The 18433-nt window shown below is 54.9% G+C and carries 17 protein-coding genes; all 17 read right to left on the bottom strand.

Features of this window, described 5'->3' with window-relative positions:
• Positions 1 to 187: 187 nt before the first annotated feature.
• Positions 188 to 1441 carry a competence/damage-inducible protein A gene (locus D3H35_RS11780; protein ID WP_119149524.1) on the bottom strand — a complete coding sequence of 418 codons (1254 nt, stop codon included), beginning with the start codon at positions 1439 to 1441 and terminating at the stop codon, positions 188 to 190.
• A 33-nt stretch (positions 1442 to 1474) separates the two neighbouring features.
• Complete coding sequence (gene pgsA, locus D3H35_RS11775; protein WP_119149518.1) at positions 1475 to 2068, bottom strand: CDP-diacylglycerol--glycerol-3-phosphate 3-phosphatidyltransferase; 594 nt, start codon at positions 2066 to 2068, stop codon at positions 1475 to 1477.
• Positions 2065 to 3393, bottom strand: a complete 1329-nt coding sequence (gene rimO, locus D3H35_RS11770; RefSeq protein WP_119149516.1) for a 30S ribosomal protein S12 methylthiotransferase RimO — start codon at positions 3391 to 3393, stop codon at positions 2065 to 2067. Before rimO ends, pgsA begins: the two co-directional genes overlap by 4 nt.
• Before the next feature lie 103 nt (positions 3394 to 3496).
• Entirely contained in the window at positions 3497 to 3988 is a 492-nt protein-coding gene (locus D3H35_RS11765) for a YajQ family cyclic di-GMP-binding protein (RefSeq protein ID WP_119149514.1), read from the bottom strand.
• A gap of 153 nt (positions 3989 to 4141) precedes the next feature.
• Positions 4142 to 4303 (bottom strand): DUF4175 domain-containing protein, encoded by a 162-nt coding sequence (locus D3H35_RS31325; RefSeq protein WP_147355819.1) that lies wholly within the window; start codon positions 4301 to 4303, stop codon positions 4142 to 4144.
• Positions 4304 to 4382: 79 nt separating this feature from the next.
• Positions 4383 to 5243 (bottom strand): RodZ domain-containing protein, encoded by an 861-nt coding sequence (locus tag D3H35_RS30745; protein WP_158594075.1) that lies wholly within the window; start codon positions 5241 to 5243, stop codon positions 4383 to 4385.
• 26 nt (positions 5244 to 5269) lie between these two features.
• Positions 5270 to 6058 (bottom strand): YmfK family protein, encoded by a 789-nt coding sequence (locus D3H35_RS11755; RefSeq protein WP_119149513.1) that lies wholly within the window; start codon positions 6056 to 6058, stop codon positions 5270 to 5272.
• Positions 6059 to 6270: 212 nt separating this feature from the next.
• Complete coding sequence (locus D3H35_RS11750; protein ID WP_119149511.1) at positions 6271 to 6525, bottom strand: DUF3243 domain-containing protein; 255 nt, start codon at positions 6523 to 6525, stop codon at positions 6271 to 6273.
• Positions 6526 to 6622: 97 nt separating this feature from the next.
• Entirely contained in the window at positions 6623 to 7357 is a 735-nt protein-coding gene (gene ymfI, locus D3H35_RS11745; protein ID WP_119149509.1) for an elongation factor P 5-aminopentanone reductase, read from the bottom strand.
• A complete protein-coding gene (yfmH, locus tag D3H35_RS11740) occupies positions 7354 to 8646 on the bottom strand; it encodes an EF-P 5-aminopentanol modification-associated protein YfmH (protein ID WP_119149507.1) in 1293 nt (430 codons plus the stop codon). Before yfmH ends, ymfI begins: the two co-directional genes overlap by 4 nt.
• A complete protein-coding gene (gene yfmF, locus D3H35_RS11735; protein ID WP_119149505.1) occupies positions 8643 to 9929 on the bottom strand; it encodes an EF-P 5-aminopentanol modification-associated protein YfmF in 1287 nt (428 codons plus the stop codon). The genes yfmH and yfmF overlap by 4 nt, the downstream gene beginning before the upstream one ends.
• 151 nt (positions 9930 to 10080) lie before the next feature.
• Entirely contained in the window at positions 10081 to 10860 is a 780-nt protein-coding gene (sleB, locus tag D3H35_RS11730) for a spore cortex-lytic enzyme (protein ID WP_119149504.1), read from the bottom strand.
• A 131-nt stretch (positions 10861 to 10991) separates the two neighbouring features.
• Positions 10992 to 13706, bottom strand: coding sequence for an FtsK/SpoIIIE family DNA translocase (locus D3H35_RS11725; protein WP_199728508.1), 2715 nt, complete (start codon positions 13704 to 13706; stop codon positions 10992 to 10994).
• 754 nt (positions 13707 to 14460) lie between these two features.
• A complete protein-coding gene (locus tag D3H35_RS11715; RefSeq protein ID WP_119149498.1) occupies positions 14461 to 14727 on the bottom strand; it encodes a YlzJ-like family protein in 267 nt (88 codons plus the stop codon).
• Positions 14724 to 15488, bottom strand: a complete 765-nt coding sequence (locus D3H35_RS11710; protein ID WP_119149496.1) for a ClpP family protease — start codon at positions 15486 to 15488, stop codon at positions 14724 to 14726. Before D3H35_RS11710 ends, D3H35_RS11715 begins: the two co-directional genes overlap by 4 nt.
• A 134-nt stretch (positions 15489 to 15622) precedes the next feature.
• Positions 15623 to 17302, bottom strand: a complete 1680-nt coding sequence (locus tag D3H35_RS11705) for a ribonuclease J (protein WP_119149494.1) — start codon at positions 17300 to 17302, stop codon at positions 15623 to 15625.
• 219 nt (positions 17303 to 17521) lie between these two features.
• Positions 17522 to 18424 carry a 4-hydroxy-tetrahydrodipicolinate synthase gene (dapA, locus tag D3H35_RS11700; protein WP_119149492.1) on the bottom strand — a complete coding sequence of 301 codons (903 nt, stop codon included), beginning with the start codon at positions 18422 to 18424 and terminating at the stop codon, positions 17522 to 17524.
• Between the last annotated feature and the right edge of the window lie 9 nt (positions 18425 to 18433).

Genomic DNA, 18433 nt, shown 5'->3' with positions numbered 1-18433 from the left:
TTATACATCGTTGCCAAGCATTTTAGGAACATTTGTTCGTTTTTATTCCGAAAAAAGAACCGCAGCAAAGTAATCTTCGCTACGGTTCTTCCGCAACTTTCATAACAAACCTTATCATATGGCGGGAAATGTGACAAGCTTTTTTGCGAAAATGCATAAATATTGTCGCATATTCCAGCATTCAGCCTTATTTCCGACCGGTAAGAACTTGCCATAACAAATATAAAGCCCTCTTGGACGCTCTCAATCGGATGCCTTCGCGATCTCCCGACAGCTGCAGCTTCTCCACCCGAGTATCCGCCCCTCGCTCGGCTACGCCGATATAAACAAGCCCGACAGGCTTTCCTTCCGACGAGCCCGGGCCCGCCACTCCCGTCACGGACACCGCATAAACCGTGTCCATGGCGGCAAGAACCCCTTCCGCCATCGCAGCCGCGGTTTCCGCCGAGATCGCTCCCGGCGCCCCCTCGCCTTCCAGCAGCCCTTCTGGAACACCCAGCTGCTTGCGTTTGACGCCGTTGCTGTAGCTGACGACGCCGCCAACGAACGCGTCCGCGCTTCCAGGCACCGTCGTGAGCATCCCGGCGATCATTCCCCCGGTACAGCTCTCCGCCAGCGAGAGAGTGCCCCGCAGGCCCGTCAGCAGGCGCAGCACGGCCGCCTCTATTCCGACGTCGTCTTCCGCGTACAAATAATCCGCCGTTCTCCTTCGTATTTCCGTCAGCGTTCCTTCGAGCTTTCTGGCCGCATCCTCGGGATCGGACGCTTTCGTGGACACTCTGACGGCGACCTCGCCTTCTTTGGCATACGGAGCAATCGTCGGGTCGGCCTGTTCCCGAATAAGATCGATTAGCAAATCCTCCAGCGCCGATTCGCCGATCCCGGCGAACTTCAGCATGACGGAGTGCAGAGCGAAGCTGGCGCCGAGCCGCTCGCGCAGCCACGCCGAGCCGTCGTTCGTGAACATCGGCTTCATTTCCCTCGGCGGGCCCGGCAGCAGCAAATAATGAGTTCCCTCCACGGCAAGAGCGTTGCCGACCGCCAGCCCCGTGTCGTTGCGAAGAGGCGACGCCCCATCCACGAGCAGCGCTTGCCGCCGGTTGCTTTCGACGAAGGCAACCCCGCGAGAGGAGAACATCTCTTCGATCTTGTCCATCGTCGGCTGATGAAGGACGATTCCGCGCCCCAAATATTCCGCGAGCGCGTCGCGAGTCAAATCGTCGAGGGTCGGACCGAGTCCTCCCGTGAATACGATCAGATCAGCGCGGTCACGCGCGATCTCGATCGCCTGCTTGATCCGATCCTTGTTGTCGCCCACAACGGTCTGGTAATAAACATCAATGCCCAGCTCTGCCAATGCTCTCGACAGAAACTGGGCGTTTGTGTTTACGATTTGACCGAGGAGCAGCTCCGTGCCTACCGCCACGATTTCGGCTCTCATCTGTACAATCGCACCTCTTAGCGGTCCGTCCGACTATTTGCTTTGCTGAGCGTCGGAAATCGGAATCAGGTTTTTGTTTTTCACGAAATAGTCGATGCCGGAGTAAGCCGTAATGAGAACGGAAGCCCATACCGCGATCAAGTCGACCCGCCAGTTCAGGAAATTGAACGGGAAGTTGTTGAGCAGCAGCACGATGACCATCGCGATTTGAATGGCCGTCTTCCATTTGCCCCATTTGCTCGCGGCCAGAACTGCCCCTTCCAGAAGCGCGACCTGCCTCAGTCCCGTAATGGCAAACTCCCTGCTGATAATAATGATAGTAACCCAAGCGTCGAGCTTATCCATCTCCACCAGCGCGATCAGAACCGCAGCGAGAAGCAGCTTGTCCGCCAACGGATCCAGCAGCTTGCCGAGATTCGTAACGATTTTGCGTTTGCGGGCGATATACCCGTCCAGACCGTCCGTGCTGGCCGCGATAATAAACAGGAGCAGCGCACACAGCTGATTATAAGTGATCGAGTAGTTCCCGATCGTTAGAATGCCCAAATCCAGCTTGACGAGCAGGAAAATGGTCATGATCGGAACGAGAAATATGCGTACGAGCGTAATTTTATTAGCTAAATTCATGCGATTCCCTCCCCGGACAAGTCATATTCATAGGCATGTGTGATCCGGACGCGGCGGATTTCGCCGATCTCCGTGCTGCAGCCCGTAATATACACTTCTCCATCGACCTCGGGAGCGTCGAACTGGCTGCGTCCGACATAGACGTCGCTGCGGCCGTCATAGCGTTCGACGAGCACTTCGATCGTCCGTCCGACGTACTTCGCCGCATTCTCTTTGGCGACCTCGCGTTGAATTTCCATCAGCGCGATCGCCCGCGTCTGCTTCACTTCGTCGGACAGTTGTTTAGGAAGCCTATTCGCCGGAGTATCTTCTTCTTGCGAATAAGCAAACACGCCTAGACGATCGAATTTCAGCTCTCGGACGAATTCGCACAAGCTGTTGAAATCCTCTTCCGTCTCGCCGGGGAATCCGACAATCATCGAAGTCCGAATAGCGACGTCAGGGATGCGCGCGCGAATTTTAGCTATAAGCTCCCGAATGTCCCGCTGACGTCCCGGGCGTCTCATCCGCTTCAAAATCGAGTCTTCGCTATGCTGAAGCGGCATATCGATGTATTTGCAAATTTTCGGATTCGTCGCAATCGTCTCGATCAGCTCGTCCGTGAAAAAGCCGGGATAAGCGTAATGAAGCCGCACCCATGCGATGCCTTCCACTTCGCTCACCTTGTTCAAGAGCTCGGGAAGCTTGAAGCCGTCATACAGATCCGTACCGTAATTGGTAGAATCCTGAGCGATCAAGCTCACTTCCTTAACTCCTTGCGCCGCAAGGCTTTTTACCTCCGACACGATTGATTCGACCGATCGGCTCCGGAACTTCCCGCGCATGATAGGAATGCTGCAGAACGTGCAGGCGTTGTCGCAGCCCTCCGCGATCTTCACGTACGCGGTATGGCTAGGAGTCGAAAGCAGACGCGGCATATTCTCTTCGTATGTAAATACAGGATTCCCTACATATACGGGCTTTCGGCCGCCAAGCGCTTCGTCGATAATGTCGTTGATCCGATGAAAGTCGCCCGTTCCGACAATGCCGTCGATTTCCGGCATCTCCGTCATAAGCTCCTGCTTGTATCGCTGCGTCAAGCAGCCCGACACGATGAGCGCCTTCAATCGCGACGTTTCCTTCAGCTCTGCCAAGCTTAGAATCGTATTGACCGACTCTTCCTTGGCTGCGTCGATGAAACCGCACGTATTGACAATCACAACGGTCGCTTCCTCCGGTTTTTGCACCAGGGAAAAGCCCCGTTGATGGATCAGACCCGACATGATTTCCGAATCGACCAGGTTCTTCTCGCAGCCAAGCGTGACGACGCTGACTTTCTCTGGCATCTGATGACTTCCCCCAAACGTTCGTCCGATCTATTTTATCCCCAACAGTATAAACGCATCGCTGCCGCCTGTCAAAACGACGCAAAGACGGCGGATCGCCCTATTATCGATAGTTTACAAACTGCAATTCGAGCGGCAAATCCGCTCCTCTGAGCAGATTCATGATCGCTTGCAGATCGTCCTTGCTCTTGCCGGTGACCCGAATCTGATCGCCCTGGATTTGACTTTTGACCTTGGACTTGGAATCCCGGATCAGGATGTTGATTTTCTTGGCGATATCCTGTTCGACGCCCTGCTTCAGCTTAATGGTCTGGCGGACGGTAGCTCCGGACGCGGGTTCGATCTTGCCGTAGTCCATATTTCGAATCGGAACGCCGCGCTTTACGAGCTTGGATTGCAAAATATCGATGACGTTCTTGAGCTTGTATTCATCGTCGGAAGCGACGACGAGCGCTTCGTTCTCCAGCTTGATGTCGCTTTTGCTGCCCTTAAAATCGAAGCGCGTTTCGATTTCCTTCAAAGCTTGAGTTACCGCATTGTTAACTTCCTGCATATCCACTTTGGATACGATGTCGAACGAATATTCGGATGCCATAACGATTCTCCCCTTCATTGCCGGCGGAAGCGAATCCGCTTCCGGTCTTTTTCCTTATTATAACACGCGACCCGCGGTTACCGACAAGGCGGCGCAAACAAGAAAGAGGCCAGCCCGAAGGCCTGCCCCCTTGTACGATTGAAACGACGCTTGTCAGCGAGCATGAATCGGTGCCCTGAACATATCGAGAATGCCGAGCAAAATAAACGCGATTCCGAAGCCCATAATGCCATATCCCCAAGAACCGGGCGTGACGTACCAGCCGAACAGACTGATGACTATTCCGAGCCCGGCCACAATCCAGCTTGCAGCCATATGGTGACCTCCGGTTAGGCCTGATGTGTATTCGAGTAAAAGGATTCCCGGAAAAGGCTTTGTTCATACCGCCGCCGCTTTATTGGGGGGTCGCAGCAGCCGGAGTGAACAGGAATTTGCTCGAAACGGTCGGCTTGTCTCCGTCGTCGACGGCTGTCCCGCCGATCGTGATCGCGGCGTTGCTTGATCTTCCTATGCTGACGTACAGAGGCTCCGTCAAGTCGTAGCTTAACGTTTGGGGCTTCTTTATTGTCTCGTACAGAAGCTTCTCGCCGCTTACGCTTTTTTTGCTCACTTGAACCCAGCATTCGGCCGTCACGTCGATTACCAGCTTAGCGCCCTCGGCGTTCGCCACGTCGTAATATTTGATGCTCTTCGACGTCTTGGTTAATGTAAGCGTGACCGGGGTCGTACTTGGCGTAGGAGCGGCCGAAACGGTAGGAGGCGGCGTAACGGTTACGGATGCGGACGGAGAAGGCGTCGGCGACCCCGTTTCTTCCGTTATTTTGCCAGGATCCCGCTCGTCCGTGTTCGGCTCTTTGTTCTGATAGAAATACACATAGATAACGACGGCAATCAATATCGGAAAAAGCCACATAAGCAGCGTAACCGCCGCTTTGCCCCATCTGTCGTTATGCTGGACGCTGCGTCGCTTCGGCCTCATCCGGATCGGCTCCGCCGTCGCTGTCTCCGTACTAGGCGGCTGCGGCAATTCTTTATGATAAAGGCGAAGAACTTCTTCGGCGTCCAGACCGACGGTTTCCGCGTACGTTTTGACGAACGCCCGGACATAGAAAGAACCGGGGAGCACCTTGTAATCGCCCGACTCGATTGCTTCCAGGTAACGCTTGCGGATTTTTGTGGCGTCCTGAACGTCTTCAAGCGAGTAGCCGCGCTGCTCCCGCGCCTTGCGCAGCAACGCACCCAAATCGGACATCATGTTCACCTCCTAAGTGCTTTGCAACATTAAAATTCGTCGCCCAAGCCTGCTGTCGTAAAATTCTCGTATGTAATTTCTTCATCGGGGGAGTTGCGCAGTTCGACGATGCAATCGAACACATCATAGTCAAATCCGGATTCTCGAACGAATATGTCGGGATGCTCGATTACTTTCGTAGACGGCATGGTCATAATATCCTGCAACAGCTGATGGTGCTTCTCGTTGGAGCGGATCGTGCTGACGATTCCGTCGATAATGAACACGTTGTTCGGATTCATCTCTTCCTCGGACAGCATGCTTCTGACTGTCTGCCGCAGCAAGGTAGAAGATACGAACGCCCATCTCTTGTTCGCGCATACGCTTCCCGCGATGATCGATTCCGTCTTGCCGACGCGCGGCATCCCACGGAGTCCGATCGTTTGATTGCCTTCGCGCTTGAAGATTTCTCCAAGGAAATCGACCAGAAGGCCCAGTTCGTCCCTCGTGAATCGGAACGTCTTCTTGTCGTCGGAATCCCTCTCGATGTACCGGCCATGGCGGACGGCCAAAATATCGGTTAATCGGGTGGGGCGCAGCTTGCTGACCGTAATGTTGTCGACTTTTTGCAGCATCTTGCCGAGCAGCTCGATTTTCTCGTCGTCGTTCGTCTGGAGCAGCATTCCGCGAGCGCGGTCCTCAACCCCGTTAATGGTCAAAATGTTCACGTTCAGCATCCCGAGCAAGGAAGCGATATCCCCTAGAAGTCCGGGACGGTTTTTCGAAATCCTATATTCCATATACCACTGTTTCGGTTGTTCCTGTTTTGGCTGTTCCATAACGCACCTCATCGCAATTCCGCAGCTTTGTCAGCCTCTATTTTATTTCAGAAGGAAGAAAATCGTTTGTATTAATCATTCTACTTTATTCTACAAGGCGCTCCAATCTCCTGCTGACAAATCGAAATGAATTGATACAAAAGACCTAGACGCACAAGATGGACAGAAAGCCTCCCATAGGAGGCTTTCCGCTTCTATCCTTTTCCATTCCGTCAAGAAGAGTGATCGGCAAGCTTGACCATGAGACGCGCCATCGTCTTGCGCTCCGACTCGTCGCCGATATCCCAAAGCTCTTTCAGAATGCGTTGCTCGTCGTTTTTCGGATCGACCTTCTGATCGAGAAATTCACCGATTTCATAAGCGAGCTTCGCAATCGCATCTTCTCCGATTCCCAGCTTCTTCGCAGCCTCCACGCGATCGCCCAAAAACTTTTTCCACGTGTCGAAATTTCCAAGAACGGTCGACATTGAGCAGCCTCCTTAACGGTGTTGGGATGATTGCTACACACGTAATATGTCCGTTAAAGAGCCGCGTTATGCGATTCGACCGCCGATGCAAATGAGGTTAAAGCTGCCAACCGCCGTCCACCCGGATCACTTGTCCGGTTATGTAAGCGGCGGAATCGGAAGCGACGAACCTCGCCAATTCGGCGATTTCGTCCGGTCGGCCGAGCCTTCCGAGAGGGATGTCCCGCGCAAGCTCCGCTTTCTCCTCCGCGCTCAGGGAAGCCAGCATATCCGTATCGACAGCTCCGGGAGCGATGGCGTTCACCGTCACGCCGGAAGAGGCAAGCTCCTTCGCCAGCGACTTCGTGAAGGCGTCCAGGCCGCCCTTCGCCGCGGAATATGCAGCTTCTCCCGCAGCGCCGACGCTTCCCCACACGCTGGACAAATGAATAATTCTTCCCCATCGGCGCCAAGCCATCTCGGGAGCGAACAATTTGGCCAGCCGATATGCCGCCTTTAGATGCAGGCTCAGCAAATCGTCCCATTCCTGCTCCCCGGTATCCTCGAACAAGCCGTAATGAGCGACTCCGGCGCAATGAACGACGATGTCCGGATGCCAGCCCGCTTCGTCCAGCTCCGACTTGAGAGCCGCCGTCGAAGAAGACGAGCGCAAATCCGCATATATAGCGAGAGAGCGGCGCCCGAGCGATTCGATGTCAGCCGCCACGCGCATCGCTTCTTCCGGAGATGACCGATATTGAACGACGACGTCGGCTCCGTCCTTCGCCAGCGCTATCGAGATCGCCGCTCCAATTCCCCGGGACGCGCCCGTTACGAGCGCGACACGGCTCAAGCCGGATCGCCCTCGCTTCGTACGATCGAGACGGCCAGCCGATCGGCCGATACGTGCTCGCGCAAGCGCACATTCGCCTCTTCAAGCGTAATGCTCTCATATAACGCGACCAGCTTGAACAAATCGCCGCCTTTGTGGCGATAGCGGGTAAATTCGCTCGCGATCGACTCCGGGCTGTTCATCATGCGGAGGAATCCGCCGATCTTCTTGCGGCGCGTTCTTTCGAATACCGCTTGATCGATCCCGTCCTCTGCCGCCTTCTCAAGCGCATCGGTAACGCGTCTAACCAGCTCTTCGGGATCGCGGGTTTCTCCGCCGATTACCGAGAAAGAGTAGCCCGAACCGGTGTTGAATTCATGACCGAAGCCGTCGGAAATCAAATTATCGTCGTACAATTGCTGGTACAGCGGCGTGCTCGCTCCCAACGCAGCATCCAGCATAAGCTTGCTTACCAGTTCGCGTCGAATAGCGCTTTCTCCGACGGCTTCCCCCGGCGCTTCCTTATAACCGAACATGCATTTGGGCAGCGAAACGGGAAGATGAAGCACCCGGATCGGCTCCCTTACCGCAAGCGGCTCTTCCTCGAATAATCGTCCGATTTCGCCGCCCGGCCTGAACGACTTGGCAGCCTGGTCTTCACGCACCTGCTTCAAAGTCGCTTCCGGATCGACTCCGCCCACGACGAACAGCGTCATGTTGGACGGATGATAGAAGGTATGGTAGCAATCGTACAGCATTTCCTTCGTAATGGAACGAACCGAGTCTGCCGTCCCGGCGATGTCGATATGGACGGGATGCCTGCTGTACAGCGCTTCGATCAAACCGAAATACACTCGCCAATCCGGATTGTCCTTGTACATATCGATTTCCTGTACGATAATCCCTTTTTCCTTATCGACGTTCTCGTCCGTAAAATACGGATTTTGCACGAAATGAAGGAGAGTGTTCAGGTTGGCCGGCACCTGCTCGGTAGCCGAGAACAAGTACACCGTACGGTCGAAGCTCGTATAGGCGTTAGCCGAAGCCCCTTGCAGAGCGAACTGTGAAAAAATATCGCCCTCCGGCTCCTCGAACATTTTGTGCTCGAGAAAATGGGCGATTCCGTCCGGCACCCGGATCGCTTCGCCTCCAGGCGGTACGAAATGGTTGTCGACAGAGCCGTAGCGGGTCGTAAACGTCGCATACGTCTTCGTAAAACCGGGCTTCGGCAGTACGAACACGTCCAGCCCATTCGGAAGCTTCTCGTGCCAAAGCTTTTCTTCCAGGCCCGGATATTCGACTATCGTCATCGTTGCCCCTCCTCCTTCCGGTCGCGCAGGAAGTAGATCGTATCCAGCTTAACGCCTTTGGCCGCTTCCCGAATCTGATCCGGCGTCACCGCTTCAATCTCCCCGCGAAAGCTGTCGCTCGTGCGCTCGATGCCCGACAGCACGGCGTTATAATCGAAGCCGATTCTTTCGAAGGCCGAGTCTTGAATTTCCCGCAGCTGATTAGCAAGCATCGCTTTCGTCCGGGCCAAATCCTCTGCCGCGAATTCGCCTCTCTCCATGGCTGCAAGCTGCTCCTTGATGATCGTTACCGCCCGATCGAAGTTTTGAACCTCGATGCCGGATTGAATCGTCATAATCCCTTTGTGGCCGTCTATGCGAGAAGATGCGTAATAAGCCAAGCTCGCCTTCTCGCGGACGTTGACGAACAGCTTCGAATGCGGAAACGCGCCGAGCAATCCGTTATAGACGAGCAGCGCCGCATAATTCGGATCGGCGTAGGTCGAGCCTACGCGAAGTCCCATATTCAGCTTGCCTTGACCGACGTCGAGCCGCTCGACGATCGTCTGCGGCTCCGCTCTGGCGGGAACGACGGACGTTCTGGAGAAAATCGCCGGCTCTCCCTCCGGAAGCTTGAAAGCTTTCGCAGCGATTTCCTTTACTTCCGCAAGCTTCGTATCTCCTGACACGTAGAGATCGAACGACGCGTTCTTCAGCCAATGCTTATAAGATGCATAGAGAGAGTCGGGAGTTATAGCCGCCAAATCGTCCTTCCGTCCCAGCGATAGTAGCCGATAAGGTTCGTCTTTGCACATTTCCTCCACGCAGCGTTCGGCCGCATAGCGGATTTTGTCATTGATGATGGCGTCGATCCGCTTCGTTACGGTCGTCTTTTCCGCTTCCACGTACCGGGCTCTGAACGAATCGCCCTCCGTTGCCGGCTCCGTCACCACATCGCCGAGAAACACAAGAGCTTCCTTCAGCAGCGATTCGTTCGAGGACACGAACCGGTCGTTAATCATGTCGAGCTTGAATTGCACGATCTGATGGTCGCCCCGCTTGTAAATATCGAAGCCGAAGCCCGCCCCGTACAGATCGTCCAGCCGTTCCCGGAATGCGATCGTCTCCGGATAACTGCGCGTGCCGCGCCGAAGCACGAACGGGGTGAGCGCCGTCGGCGTCACCCCGGATTCGGTCAGCGGAATTCCGGCGTACAGAGCGCATGCGAATGTTTTGAAACGTTTGGTCGGAAGCACGTGAATGCGCAACCGACCGAGTTCACCGCGCTCGAAGTGTTCCGTCATGTTCCTGCAACCCCTTTATGCATAAAATCGCTTTTTCCAATTCCGACGGTTATTCAGCTTTACGTTCAGCCCCATTCTAACCGATCGGACAAAGGGGAAGCAAATGTTGGAAAAGCTATTTTGAAAAACGAATTTTTCGGCACGTTTGCTTTTACCGGCAGAAAATGTGTTTACCGATTTTCTTGTACTGCGGTCTCGTCCAAATCCATTTCGAGGTCGCTGTCTCCGGATTAAAATAGTACAGACAGCCATCGCTCGGATCCCAGCCGTTAATCGCGTCGTTGACCGCTTTTCTGGCGCTTTCGTTCGGTTCGAGGTAAATCTGCCCGTCCGCAACCGCCGTAAAGGCGCCCGGCTGAAAAATAACTCCGGTCGGCGTGTTCGGAAATTCCGAGGATTTCACCCGATTCAGAATGACCGCCGCTACGGCAACCTGGCCCTCGTAAGCTTCTCCGCGCGATTCGCCATAGACGGCGTTCGCCATAATTTTCAGCTCTTTCTCCGAGAAGCCCAATTTGTTCGCAGCCGGAAGCTTGTTGTCGTTCGCAGGCGGAGCGCCTCCAGCGGCACCAGTACCGGCAGCGGCGCCGCCGGGCAGTTCCGCGGCCGTCGGCTTCCAGTTTTTCGATGCTTGCCACAGCTTCAGCTTCGTCTTCGCTCCGACGACTCCATCGGCCTTCATACCGAATTTCCATTGGAACCATTTGACCGAGTTCAGCGTCGTCGGTCCGAAGTCCCCGTCAACTTTGCCGCTGTAAAAGCCGAGATGCTTCAGCCTCCCTTGCAGTTCATAGATGTCTTTCCCCGATGCGCCTTGCTTCAGTGTCGTCGTACCGAACGTTTCGCGGCTAATGCCCGAATGCTGAAGCGTGTACAGGCCTAGCAGGCCAAAAACCAGACAGATGGTCAAAATGACCAGACGATAACTCACGGGAGCTCACGCCTTTCTCTTGATGTTCGCGAGTTAGTATGAGAAGCCTGGCACCCTCTTATACCCATAACAAGAAAACAGACCGTGCTTCCTATGCGGAAGACGGTCCGAGAGCGCGCCAGGCGCGGAATTTATGAAGGAATTCGCTGCTGATACTGCTCCATCGTCATAAGCACCTCGCGGGGCTTGCTGCCCTCGTACGGGCCGACGATGCCTTTCGCTTCCATCGAGTCGATAAGACGGGCTGCTCGCGTGTAGCCGACGCGCATCCTTCTCTGAAGCAACGATACGGATGCTTGCTTCGCTTCCAAGATGATCTGCACCGCTTGATCGAACAGCTCGTCCACGAATTCGTTGCCGTCAGACTCATCCGATTCTTCGACTTCCGGCACAAGCTCTTCGTTGTACTCCGCTTCCGCTTGACCGCGGGCATAGCCGACCACGGATTCGACCTCTCCGTCGGACAAGAAAGCTCCTTGCACCCGGATAGGCTTCGATGCGCCCATCGGCAGGAAGAGCATATCTCCACGTCCGAGAAGCTTCTCTGCGCCGACCATGTCGAGAATGGTGCGCGAATCGACCTGAGACGATACCCCGAACGCAATCCGGCTTGGAATGTTCGCCTTGATTACGCCGGTAATAACGTCGACGGACGGACGCTGCGTTGCGATAATCAGATGGATTCCCGCCGCCCTGGCCATCTGGGCTAGGCGGCAAATCGCGTCCTCGACATCGCCGGCGGCAACCATCATCAAATCCGCAAGCTCGTCTACGATAACAACGATATAAGGCAGCACTCCGTCCTTGTTGTCGCCGCTCAACATAAGCGCATTATAGCCTTCAATGTTGCGCGTGCCGGATTTGGAAAACTTCTCGTACCTTTTCTCCATCTCCACGACGATTTTCTTCAATGCCAGGGAGGCCCGCTTCGGATCCGTTACGACAGGCGCCAGCAAATGGGGAATACCGTTGTAGACGTTCAGCTCGACCATCTTAGGGTCGATCATCAGAAACTTCACTTCATCAGGCTTCGCCTTATAAAGCAGACTCGTAATGATGCCGTTAATGCACACCGATTTGCCGGAGCCGGTAGCGCCGGCTACGAGCAGATGGGGCATTCGCGCGAGATTGCCCACGATCGGTTGACCGGAAATATCTCTACCGAAGGCTATAGTTAGCCGTCCCTGCGCTTCCTGGAACGCTTGCGTCTCCAGAACCTCGCGCAGCGTAACGACGCTAACTTCGTTGTTCGGCACCTCGATCCCGATTGCAGACTTGCCCGGAATCGGCGCCTCCATCCGTATATCTTTGGCGGCAAGCGCCAGAGCGATGTCGTCGGTTAAGCTGACGATCCTGCTGACCTTGACCCCAACGTCGGGCTGAAGCTCGTAACGGGTTACGGCAGGCCCGCGAGCCACGTCAAGCACCTTGGCCCTCACCCCGAAGCTTTCGAGCGTCGCTTCCAGCTTGCGAGCCGTATCTATGTAGTCGTTGGCGCTGCCGGATTTACCGTTGCCGGCGGGCTTATCGAGCAAGTTCATCGGCGGGAGCTTGTAGGGCTTCGGCGCCGGACGAACCGGCTTCGGTGTTATGGTCGATGCGACCGGGGAAGAAGCTTCCGCAGCGGGAGCGGGCGAATCCGTCTCTGCCGGTTCGGCCATTCCTTCCGGACCGGTTCCGGTTTCCAAATCCAACGCAAGCTGCTCACCTACCGTCTCGGCCATCGTCAGCGGTTCGATCGGAGGCCGGGTCATATCGGCGTAAATCGGTTTCAAATCGTCGTTTTCACCGCTTAGCCATGGAGCTGTAGCGGTATTCTCCGCAAAGTCGGTAAATCGCGGACCCGAATGGAGCTCGTCGGACGGTGTGCCTTCCTTAATTTCGACATCGTTGAACGGGGTCTCAAGGACAGACGATTGCTCCTCTGCTTTTTTTCGTCCGTTTGCTTTTGACGGAAACGATACAGGAGTATCCTCGTCTTCCCAATCATCGCTTGGCGGCAACTCCGCCTCTCTTTCCGGCTTACCGTGAAACAGCTGAAAAAACAGCGGCGTCTTCCGCGAGGATGTCTGCATCGGAGGCTCGTCCAGCCCGTCGTCGTCGGGAATGGGCGCTTGCGCTCCTTGCACGGCAAGCTTGGGCTTAGCCTTGGTCCGAACCGGCACCGCTTTCGCGGAGAGCAACCGGCGTCCAGAGGACAGCTTGGCATAGATCAGCGGGAATATTCGGCGAAGGAACATCCGAACGGCTTGGCCCATTTCGACGTAAGATCGTCCCGTAACGAGCAGAATCGCGATGGCGAATTCGACGACCAAGACGAATTTAGCCCCGTAATAACCGAACATCCAATAAAAAATCGAATATTGAAGCGCGCCGACAAGGCCGCCTCCCAAGCTTTTTTTCATGATTGGCACATCGGTCGCCGGCTCGGCGGACCACAGCTGCTCCTTCAGCTGAGCCATTGTTTGCGATACGATCGATGAGGGCGTTAACGCTTCCAAAGTTCCGAGCGTACTGTCGAGGAGCGCCATCGCGCTCCATAAAGAAAAAGCGAGCGCCACAAGCAAAAAGCCGGAGCGGCGGGACGTCCATCCTTTCGGCCATCCGCGCTTGATCATCGCGTATAATCCGATCCACGCGCCGGCGAGGGCTAGCATATAGTAGTGGTTGCCCAACAAATAACCGAACAATTTGGAGATCGATCTTCCGACCGCAGCCTCTCCCGCAAATGCGAAAACGGAGATGGTAATGAGCAAAATGCCGTATATTTCAAACTTCAGGCTCGATGCGAACGAAGCCTTTTTCTTCTTGCGCTTGGCCAAAATTGCCACCTCCCGGTTCAACATTATACCACAGTTTGCGGGAGGTTGGCAGGGAGCGCGCCAGCGCCGCCAAGACGCGCATCAGTGGGACGAGGTACCATTCTTTCTCCGATTACTCCGCCCAGATGCTCATCAGTGGGACGACGTACCATTCTTTCTCCAATTACTCCGCCCAGACGCTCATCAGTGGGACGAGGTACCATTCTTTCTTTCTCCGATTACTCCGCCCAGACGCTCATCAGTGGGACGACGTACCATTCTTTCTCCGATTACTCCGCCAAGACGCTCATCAGTGGGACGACGTACCATTCTTTCTCCGATTACTCCGCCCAGATGCTCATCAGTGGGACGACGTACCATTCTTTCTCCGATTACTCCGCCCAGATGCTCATCAGTGGGACGACGTACCATTCTTTCTCCAATTACTCCGCCCAGACGCTCATCAGTGGGACGAGGTACCATTCTTTCTCCGATTACTCCGCCAAGACGCTCATCAGTGGGACGACGTACCATTCTTTCTCCGATTACTCACCCAGACGCTCATCAGTGGGACGACGTACCATTCTTTCTCCGATTACTCCGCCCAGACGTCGCATCAGTAGGACGACGTACCATTCTTTCTCCGATTACTCCGCCCAGATGCTCATCAGTGGGACGAGGTACCATTCTTTCTCCAATTACTCCGCCCAGATGCTCATCAGTGGGACGACGTACCATTCTTTCTCCAATTACTCCACCCAGATGCCCATCAGTGGGACGCTCCAGTCTACAATCGCGGTTAACCCAGCGATTGGTCCATTTCGTTCTGCATGGAAACGGTCGAAGCCTGATGGTCGCTGTAGGCAATGATTCGCCCGGGCTCGAATTGCGGCAATAGAAAGCTTTCGAGCGGCGCGTGAATGAGACGAACGATGCGCCCAAAGCCGGGAGCGACGGGAGTTACCTGAACGAGCATGCTTCCTAACACGATTTCCATCATCGGAGGCAGCTCGTTGCCATAGCCTTCGAGCACGAGCTCCAGAGGCATCGGAGTATAAAGGTTCATGACGGACTGCCCCCCTCCGATTTTTTAGTTCCGATCCGTCGATTCAATTCTTTAAGCGCCTCTCCGATACCACCTACGGCATTGATCAACCCGTGACGAACCGCATCGCTTCCGATAACGGTCGTACCGATGTCGCGAGTGAGCTCTCCCGTCTTGAACATCAGCTCTTTGAACGTCGCTTCGGAAATGTGGGAATGGCGAGTAACGAAGCGGGTCACTCTCTCCTGCATCTTATCCAAATATTCGAACGTTTGGGGAACGCCGATGACGAGCCCGTTCATCCGGATCGGATGAATCGTCATCGTGGCCGTCTCCGCTATGAACGTGTAATCTGCCGAAACCGCAATCGGAACGCCGATGGAATGTCCTCCTCCGAGCACGACGGTGACCTTGGGCTTGGTCAGCGAAGAAATCATCTCCGCGATGGCAAGTCCGGCTTCGACGTCCCCTCCGACCGTATTCAGAACGATAAGAACTCCTTCCACTTTCGGGTTTTGCTCGGCCGCGACGAGCTGGGGGATCAAATGCTCGTACTTCGTCGTCTTGTTCTGCGGCGGAAGCATTAGATGACCTTCGACCTGTCCGATGATCGTCAAACACAAAATGTTCGACTCGCTGGCCGGGACCGAGGTTTGACCCAACTGTACGATCGAATCCGTGACGGCTGCCGAGGCTTTCCGCGCTTCGTCCGCTGGATTGGCGGGAGCTGCCGGATTCGGCTGATCAGAGCTTGGGAATGCTGTCGTCTTATCGCTCATCATTTGTCCTCCTTGGGGCGTGGCTTGACCTAGTATGAGCCCGGGATGGTCAAATATGCGAATAGAAAAAGCCGCGCTTCCGACCGCATGCAGCGGCCGAAAGCACGGCTCTTCGTTCGAGTGTGGGGGGGTGAATCTTACACTTCCATGATGATCGGAAGGATCATCGGTCTTCTTCTCGTTTGTTCGTACAAGAAACGGCCGAGCGCTTCCTTGACATTCGTCTTGAGCGACGCCCATTCGTTCACTTTGTCGTTCATCAGCTTGTGAAGCGTGCTGGAAACGATACGGTTCGCTTCCTCCAGCAACCCTTCGGATTCGCGCACATACACAAATCCGCGGGAAATGATGTCCGGTCCGGATAGAATCGTCCCGTCTTGCTTGCTCAGCGTAACGACGACGACAAGAATGCCGTCCTGGCTAAGAAGCTTGCGGTCGCGAAGCACGATGTTGCCGACGTCGCCTACTCCTAGGCCGTCGATGAGCACGTTGCCCGCAGGCACTTTTCCCGCTTTGCGAGCCGTTCCGCCCTGAAACTCCACTACGTCGCCGTTATCGATGAGGAAAATGTTCTCCTTGTCGATGCCGACGGATTCGCCGAGCAACCCGTGATGACGAAGCATCCGGTATTCTCCGTGAATCGGAATGAAGTATTGCGGACGCATCAGGTTAAGCATCAGCTTGAGCTCTTCCTGGCTTCCGTGACCGGATACGTGCACGCCGGATATGGAGCCCGGTCCATAGATAACGCTTGCACCGAGCCGCATCAATTCGTCTACCGTACGTCCGACGTACTTCTCGTTGCCGGGAATCGGAGTAGCCGCGATAACGACCGTGTCCCCAGGCAAAATGTCCACTTTACGGTGAGTCGAACGTGCCATGCGCGTAAGCGCGGACATCGGCTCGCCTTGGCTGCCCGTCGAGAGAATGACGACGCGATCCGCAGGAAGCTTGTTCACCTCTTCCGGTTCGATCAGCATTCCTTCCGGAATGTTCAAATAACCGAGCTCCGAAGCGATGGAAACGACGTTCACCATGCTGCGGCCGATAACGGTCATTTTGCGGCGAGTTTCAAGCGCCGCGTTGATGACTTGCTGAATCCGATGTACGTTCGACGCGAAGGTCGCAACGACGACGCGCTGCTTCGAGCTGCGGAAAATCTCTTCGAACTCCTTGCCGATGTTGCTCTCGGATGGAGTGAAGCCTGCGCGTTCCGCGTTCGTGCTGTCCGACAGCAGCGCCAGAACGCCGCGGCTGCCGATTTCGGCCATCCGCTGCAGATCCGCATATTGCTCGTTAACCGGCGTGTGGTCGAACTTGAAATCTCCCGTGTGAACGACGATGCCTTCCGGCGTCTCCAGACATATGCCGACGGAGTCCGGTATGCTGTGATTCGTACGGAAAAAGCTCGCTTGGATTGTTCCAAGCGTAAGCGTCGAATCGGCGGTGATCAGATGACGCTTCGTATCCCCGAGCAGTCCCGCTTCCTTCAGCTTGTTTTCCACCAAGCCTAGCGTCAGCTTCGTACCGTACACCGGGACATTCAAATGCTTAAGCACGTAAGGCAATCCGCCAATATGGTCTTCATGTCCGTGCGTAAGCAAAATTCCGCGCACTTTATCCCGGTTGTCGGTCAAATAAGTAATGTCCGGAATGACGACGTCGATCCCGAGCATCTCTTCTTCCGGGAATTTAAGTCCCGCGTCAACGACTACGATGTCGTTCGCATATTGAATGCAGTACATGTTTTTACCGATTTCGCCGACACCGCCGAGCGCGAAAATCAGTAATTTGTCTTGGTTGTTCTTCTTGGACAAGTCTAGCTACCTCCCAAATCAATTCGACAATCCCGATCGATATAATATTGTCAAGCTGCAAAAATTAGCCGCACCCAAGCACTCTTGATCATTATACATGAACCGAAATACCAAATACAAGGCAAGACCGTTGAACGTTTCGTAACGTATACTGTCTCCAAATCGGACTTAAAGAAAACAAAAAAGCCGATGCGTAGACCGCATCGGCTGCCGTATGGCTTAGTGGACGAGAACCGACGGGGCGACCTTAGCGAGCAGACGGCGGATGAAATCCGCCTCTTCGTCGGACGCGGTTACGAGCGGAAGGCGAACGCCTCCGACCGCATAGCCTCGTTGACTAAGGGCATATTTGACCGCTACCGGGTTCGGCACGGGATGTGGACAATGGAAAAGGCCCTTCAAGACCGGGTAAATATCGTTGTTAATCGCTGCGGCCTCGGCGACTTTGCCGGATTTGTACGCTTCGATCATTTGTTTCATCGTTGCGCCAATGACGTGGCTTGCGACGCTGATAACGCCATGGCCGCCGATTGCAAGCACAGGCAGCGTGATCGTATCCTCACCGGAGTATAGCTTGAAGCCTTCCGGGGCTTCGCGGATAATTTCCGTCATTTGCTCCAACGAAGAACATTCCTTGGTCGCCACGACGTTCGGCAATTGCGCCAAACGAAGCGTTGTCTCCGCGGAGATGTTCACGACGGAGCGGCCTGGAACGTTATATAGAATGACCGGAAGCTTCGTCGATTCCGCGATCGCGCGAAAATGACGATACAGTCCTTCTTGGTTAGGCTTATTATAATACGGACCGACCAGCAGCAAACCGTCCACGCCCGCCTCCTCGGCAAGCTTCGTCAAGTGAATTGAATGAGCTGTATCGTTGCTGCCTGTACCGGCGATAATTTTACATCGTCCGGCAGCTCTTTCGACCGCGAAGCGAAACAGCTTTTCCTTCTCCTCGTCGGTTAACGTCGGAGATTCGCCGGTCGTACCGCAAATAACGAGACTATCGGATTGTTGCGCGTCGATCAGATGATCGATCAGCTCTCCGGTCACTTCCCAATTAATGTTCAGTTGATCGTCCAAAGGGGTGACCATCGCCGTCACCAATTGACCGAAACTCATGATGAACGT

The sequence above is a fragment of the Cohnella faecalis genome (assembly GCF_003570905.1).
Lineage (GTDB): Bacteria > Bacillota > Bacilli > Paenibacillales > Paenibacillaceae > Cohnella > Cohnella faecalis.
Note: the sequence above shows the minus strand (reverse complement) of the source record. Positions and strands in the feature narration are given on the sequence as shown.

Bases quoted from the DNA above. Each gene is read 5' to 3' on its own strand.
- D3H35_RS11780 (WP_119149524.1), bottom strand. From the start codon at position 1,441: ATGAGAGCCGAAATCGTGGCGGTAGGCACGGAGCTGCTCCTCGGTCAA.
- pgsA (WP_119149518.1), bottom strand. From the start codon at position 2,068: ATGAATTTAGCTAATAAAATTACGCTCGTACGCATATTTCTCGTTCCG.
- rimO (WP_119149516.1), bottom strand. From the start codon at position 3,393: ATGCCAGAGAAAGTCAGCGTCGTCACGCTTGGCTGCGAGAAGAACCTG.
- D3H35_RS11765 (WP_119149514.1), bottom strand. From the start codon at position 3,988: ATGGCATCCGAATATTCGTTCGACATCGTATCCAAAGTGGATATGCAG.
- D3H35_RS31325 (WP_147355819.1), bottom strand. From the start codon at position 4,303: ATGGCTGCAAGCTGGATTGTGGCCGGGCTCGGAATAGTCATCAGTCTG.
- D3H35_RS30745 (WP_158594075.1), bottom strand. From the start codon at position 5,243: ATGATGTCCGATTTGGGTGCGTTGCTGCGCAAGGCGCGGGAGCAGCGC.
- D3H35_RS11755 (WP_119149513.1), bottom strand. From the start codon at position 6,058: ATGGAACAGCCAAAACAGGAACAACCGAAACAGTGGTATATGGAATAT.
- D3H35_RS11750 (WP_119149511.1), bottom strand. From the start codon at position 6,525: ATGTCGACCGTTCTTGGAAATTTCGACACGTGGAAAAAGTTTTTGGGC.
- yfmH (WP_119149507.1), bottom strand. From the start codon at position 8,646: ATGACGATAGTCGAATATCCGGGCCTGGAAGAAAAGCTTTGGCACGAG.
- yfmF (WP_119149505.1), bottom strand. From the start codon at position 9,929: ATGACGGAACACTTCGAGCGCGGTGAACTCGGTCGGTTGCGCATTCAC.
- D3H35_RS11725 (WP_199728508.1), bottom strand. From the start codon at position 13,706: ATGTTGAACCGGGAGGTGGCAATTTTGGCCAAGCGCAAGAAGAAAAAG.
- D3H35_RS11715 (WP_119149498.1), bottom strand. From the start codon at position 14,727: ATGAACCTTTATACTCCGATGCCTCTGGAGCTCGTGCTCGAAGGCTAT.
- D3H35_RS11710 (WP_119149496.1), bottom strand. From the start codon at position 15,488: ATGATGAGCGATAAGACGACAGCATTCCCAAGCTCTGATCAGCCGAAT.
- dapA (WP_119149492.1), bottom strand. From the start codon at position 18,424: ATGAGTTTCGGTCAATTGGTGACGGCGATGGTCACCCCTTTGGACGAT.